Origin of the sequence: Streptomyces sp. YGL11-2, assembly GCF_050054615.1 — a bacterium.
GTDB lineage: Bacteria > Actinomycetota > Actinomycetes > Streptomycetales > Streptomycetaceae > Streptomyces.
In genome coordinates, this window is sequence record NZ_JBNHIN010000005.1 from 3,351 (window position 1) to 7,502 (window position 4,152).

A 4,152-nucleotide genomic window follows, 5' to 3' on the forward strand; every position below is an offset into this window, starting at 1 on the left:
CCGGGGCCGGGCCGGTGGCGGGCTCGGGGCGGGAGGCCGAGGTCTGGACGGAGCTGCTGGTGATGGAGCTGGCGCCGGCGCAGGCGGAGGCGATGCGGATGGCCATGCGGATGATCGGGGAGGGACGCGATGAGCGGACCGGGGGCGCGTGAGGTGGTGCTGCGGCTGGCGCGGCACGAGGCGCGGTGGCAGGTGAGCCTGGTGCACTGGGTGGCGCGGCGGCGGGCCGGGGTGGCGGCGGGTGACCTGGCCCTGGCGTACGCGGGGGCGCAGGCGGCGCTGGTGTACGGGCTGACGTTCGTGTGTCTGGTGGAGACGGTGGGGGTGAGTGCGCTGCTGGCGGGCATGCCGGCGCTGCACGCGGTGACGCTGGTCGCCGATGTCTACACGGTGCTGATGATGCTGGGGTTCCAGGCGTCGGCGGTCACCCGGCCGCATGTGCTCGGCCCGGACGCGCTGCTGCTGCGCGCCGGCGCCCGGTTGGAGCTGCGGATACCGCTGGAGCGGATCGTCGCCGTCCGGTACGACCTGCGGCTGACGCAGGACGCGAAGAAGGGGGACGGGGTGCTGGAGATGGCCGTGGGCGGGCAGACGTCGGTGACCGTGGAGCTGGCCGAACCGGTCGTCGTGGTACGGCTGTTGGGGCAGCGGGAGGCGGTGCGGAGGGTGCGGTTCCACGCCGACGAGGCGCGGGGTGCGGTGCTGGCCGTGCGGGGTGCGATGGAGGCGTCGCGAGACGCTGAGGAGGACGCCGTGGGGGACGCGGCGGCGGCCGGGGGGCCGGTCACGCCGGTGTGAAGCGGACCGGCTCGCGGCCCGGTTCGGCCTCGGCGAGGCGGACCTGGATGCGCCGGCCGAGGGGCAGCGCGGGGCCGCCGGAGGGAGCCGCGATACGGCCGATGACGGCCGGTTCGTAGAGGTGGACGGTGCCCTGGGTGGGATCGTCCTCCTGGCGGTCGACGACCAGCGCCTCGAAGGTGTCGCCGACCCGGTCGCGGAGCAGGGCGGCTTCGACGAGGTCGACGCAGGCGCGTTCGACCTGGTTGGCGCGCTGGGTTCCGGTCTCCATCTCGTGCGGGAGGTTGCGCAGCGCGCTGCGGACCCAGTCGGCCGGGCCGCGGCCGGCGGAGGCGGCCAGGCAGAGTTCCGAGGTGTAGCGGTCGACGAGCCGGCGCAGCGGCGCGGTGGTGTGGGCGTACGGGGCGGCGACGGCGGCGTGCACGGCCGCGGACGGGGGCGGGGCGGTGCCGTCGAAGACCATGTAGCCGGCGCCGCGCAGCAGGGCGGTGCACTCCAGGAGGAACGCGGCGTGCGCGGCGCGGCGCGGGTCGAGGGTGCGGATCAGGGCCGCGTACGAGGTGTGGTGCGGCCAGTCGACGCCGAGGGCCTGGGCGGTGAGGCGGAGGCGGGCGACCGAGCCGTCGGGGGCGGTGGGCAGGGTGCGCAGGATGCCGGTGCCGGAGGCGAGCATCAGGTCCGCGGCGGCCATACCGGTGAGCAGGGAGATCTGGGCGTTCCAGCCGTACGCCGGGAGCGGGGCGCGGTATTCGAGGGTGTAGCGGCCGTCGTGCTCGACGATCTCCTGCTCGGGGACGTTGAGGGAGATCGCGCCCCGGCCGACCTCCAGTTCTTCGCGGCGCAGCCCGATCTCGCGGAGCAGGGCGAGCGGCTCCTCGGCGGTGTGGTCGTCCAGGGCCCGCTGGACGCCCGTGTAGTCGAGCTTGGCGCGGGAGCGGACCAGGGCGCGGCGTACGGAGGCGAGGGTCAGCGCGCCGTCGGCGTCGAGGTCGAGCTGCCACAGGACGGCCGGGCGGTCCTGGTCGGGCAGCAGGCTGGCGGCGCCCTCGCTGAGCACCGTCGGGTGCAGCGGGATCCGCTCGTCGGGGAAGTAGAGGGTGGTCACCCGGTGGTGCGCCTCGGCGTCCAGGGCGCCGCCCGGGGTGACGAAGGAGGCGATGTCGGCGATGGCGTAGTGGACGCGGAACCCGCCGTTGGACCGCCGGGAGAGGAACATCGCCTGGTCCAGGTCCTGGGAGCCGGGCGGGTCGATGGTGAAGAGGGGCAGGTCGGTGGCGTCGTCGAGGGTGTGCTCGGTGGCCACCTCACCGTCGCCGGCCGGGATGCGCGGTGCCCGCGCGGCGCTGTCCGCCTCTGCCTGTGCGGTGGGCGGGAAGTGGTCCGGGATCTCCAGCCGTACGCGCAGGTCGTGCAGCGCGGCCCGCAGCGGGGCCTCGGCTGCGTCGGTCACATGCATATGGCGACGGGGCATGAAATCGAGCCTATGGCGGGCGGGCGCTCCCGGCGCGGTGTGCGGGCGCCGGGACGTCTTCGGTGCGTCGGCGGGGCGGGGAGGCCGGGACCTGGTGCACGTCGGCCCCGGTGTCCGTCGGGCAGACCCTAAGCTTTCGGCGGGGCCGCACCCCCGCTCGTACCGCTGTGAAGGAGAACACCGTGCTCGTGCTGTTGCCGCCGTCCGAAGGGAAGGCCGCCGGAGGGGCCGGTGGGCCGCTGGACCTCGGGGCGCTGTCGCTGCCGGGGCTGACCGGGGCGCGGGCGGAGGTGCTCGGGGAGCTGGTCGAACTGTGCGCGGCCGATGCGGGCAAGGCGCAGGAGGTGCTCGGGCTGAGCGACGGCCTCAGGGGGGAGGTCGCGAAGAACGCGGGGCTGCGTACGGCGGGGACGGCGCCGGCCGGGGAGATCTACACCGGGGTGCTGTACGACGCCCTGGGGCTCGCCTCCCTGGACGGGGCGGCGCGGAAGCTGGCCGAGCGGTCGCTGCTGGTGTTCTCGGGCCTGTGGGGCGCCGTGCGGATCGACGACCGGATCCCGTCCTATCGCTGCTCGATGGGGGTGAAGCTGCCGGCGCTCGGGGCGCTGGGGGCGTACTGGCGGGGGCCGATGGCGGAGGTGATGCCGCAGGCGGCCGGGGCGGGCCTGGTGCTCGATCTGCGTTCGGCGGCGTACGCGACGGCGTGGAAGCCCAAGGGGGAGGTCGCCGGGCGGACCGCGACCGTGCGGGTACTCCAGTCGAAGATCGTGGACGGGGTGGAGAAGCGCTCCGTCGTCAGCCACTTCAACAAGGCGACCAAGGGGCGGCTGGTGCGGGACCTGCTGACGGCCGGGATCGAGCCGGCGGGTCCGGCGGAGCTGGTCGAGGCGCTGCGCGGGCTGGGGTACGCGGTCGAGGCCGAGGCGCCGGCGAGGTCCGGCAAGGCGTGGGGCATCGATGTGATCGTGACGGAGCTGTGAGCGTGGCGGATGAGGGTGAGGGTGAGGGGGAGCGTGGCGGGGAGCTGTGAGTCGGCGGGGACGGTAGAGGGGTAGAGGGGACGCGAGGGTGGGCGTTGCAGCGTGTGCAACGCGCGTTGCAGGGGGTGGGGTGGTGGGCGCAGTATGGGCGGCGTGACCCACGCCGCCCCCTCCCCCGTGCCGTCCCCCGGGCCCCCGGCTCCGTGCGAGTCGGGGGGACCCTCGTCCCCGTCGGTCCTCGCCCTCGCCCCCGTCATCCCGGTCGTCGTGCTCCAGGACGCCGCCGACGCCGTACCGCTCGCCCGTGCACTGGTCGCGGGCGGGCTGCCGGCGATCGAGATCACGCTGCGGACGCCCGCCGCGCCGGACGCGATCCGGGCCGTCGCCGCCGAGGTGCCGGAGGCGGTGGTCGGCGCCGGCACCGTGCTCACCCCCGGGCAGGTCGCCGCGGCCGGTGCGGCCGGCGCCGCGTTCCTGGTGAGCCCCGGTTGGTCGCCGCGGCTGCTGCACGCCATGCGGGACTCCGGCCGCCCCTTCCTGCCGGGCGTCTCCACGGCCTCGGAGGTGGTGGCGCTGCTGGACGAGGGCGTCACCGAGATGAAGTTCTTCCCGGCCGAGGCGGCGGGCGGCACCGCCTATCTGACGTCGCTGGCCGCGCCGCTGCCGCAGGCGCGCTTCTGCCCGACCGGCGGCATCGGCCCGGCGACCGCGCCGTCCTATCTGGCGCTGCCGAACGTCGGCTGCGTCGGCGGCAGCTGGATGCTGCCGGCCGATGCGCTGGCCGCCAAGGACTGGGGCCGGGTGCGCCAACTCGCCCGGGAGGCCGCGGCGTTGGCGCCCTGAGCCGGCCCGCCGCCGCCCCGCAACGGAACGGGCCCGGGGGGGGGGGGGGGGGGGGGGGGG

The 4,152-nt window shown here is 75.8% G+C and carries 4 protein-coding genes; 3 read left to right on the plus strand and 1 reads right to left on the minus strand.

What is annotated here, in order from left to right; translation table 11 throughout:
* Positions 1 to 129: 129 nt before the first annotated feature.
* A complete protein-coding gene (locus tag ACO1BR_RS07720; RefSeq protein WP_426794275.1) occupies positions 130 to 798 on the plus strand; it encodes a hypothetical protein in 669 nt (222 codons plus the stop codon).
* On the opposite strand, the gene ACO1BR_RS07725 is transcribed toward ACO1BR_RS07720, so the two are convergent.
* Positions 785 to 2,269 (minus strand): RNB domain-containing ribonuclease, encoded by a 1,485-nt coding sequence (locus ACO1BR_RS07725; RefSeq protein ID WP_426794276.1) that lies wholly within the window; start codon positions 2,267 to 2,269, stop codon positions 785 to 787. The two genes, ACO1BR_RS07720 and ACO1BR_RS07725, sit on opposite strands and share 14 nt — an antisense overlap.
* 182 nt (positions 2,270 to 2,451) lie before the next feature.
* Between ACO1BR_RS07725 and yaaA the strand changes: the two genes are divergently transcribed.
* Positions 2,452 to 3,249 carry a peroxide stress protein YaaA gene (yaaA, locus tag ACO1BR_RS07730; RefSeq protein WP_426794277.1) on the plus strand — a complete coding sequence of 266 codons (798 nt, stop codon included), beginning with the start codon at positions 2,452 to 2,454 and terminating at the stop codon, positions 3,247 to 3,249.
* Positions 3,250 to 3,393: 144 nt separating this feature from the next.
* On the plus strand, positions 3,394 to 4,092 hold the full coding sequence (gene eda, locus ACO1BR_RS07735; RefSeq protein WP_426794278.1) for a bifunctional 4-hydroxy-2-oxoglutarate aldolase/2-dehydro-3-deoxy-phosphogluconate aldolase: 699 nt from the start codon (positions 3,394 to 3,396) through the stop codon (positions 4,090 to 4,092).
* Positions 4,093 to 4,152: the final 60 nt, after the last annotated feature.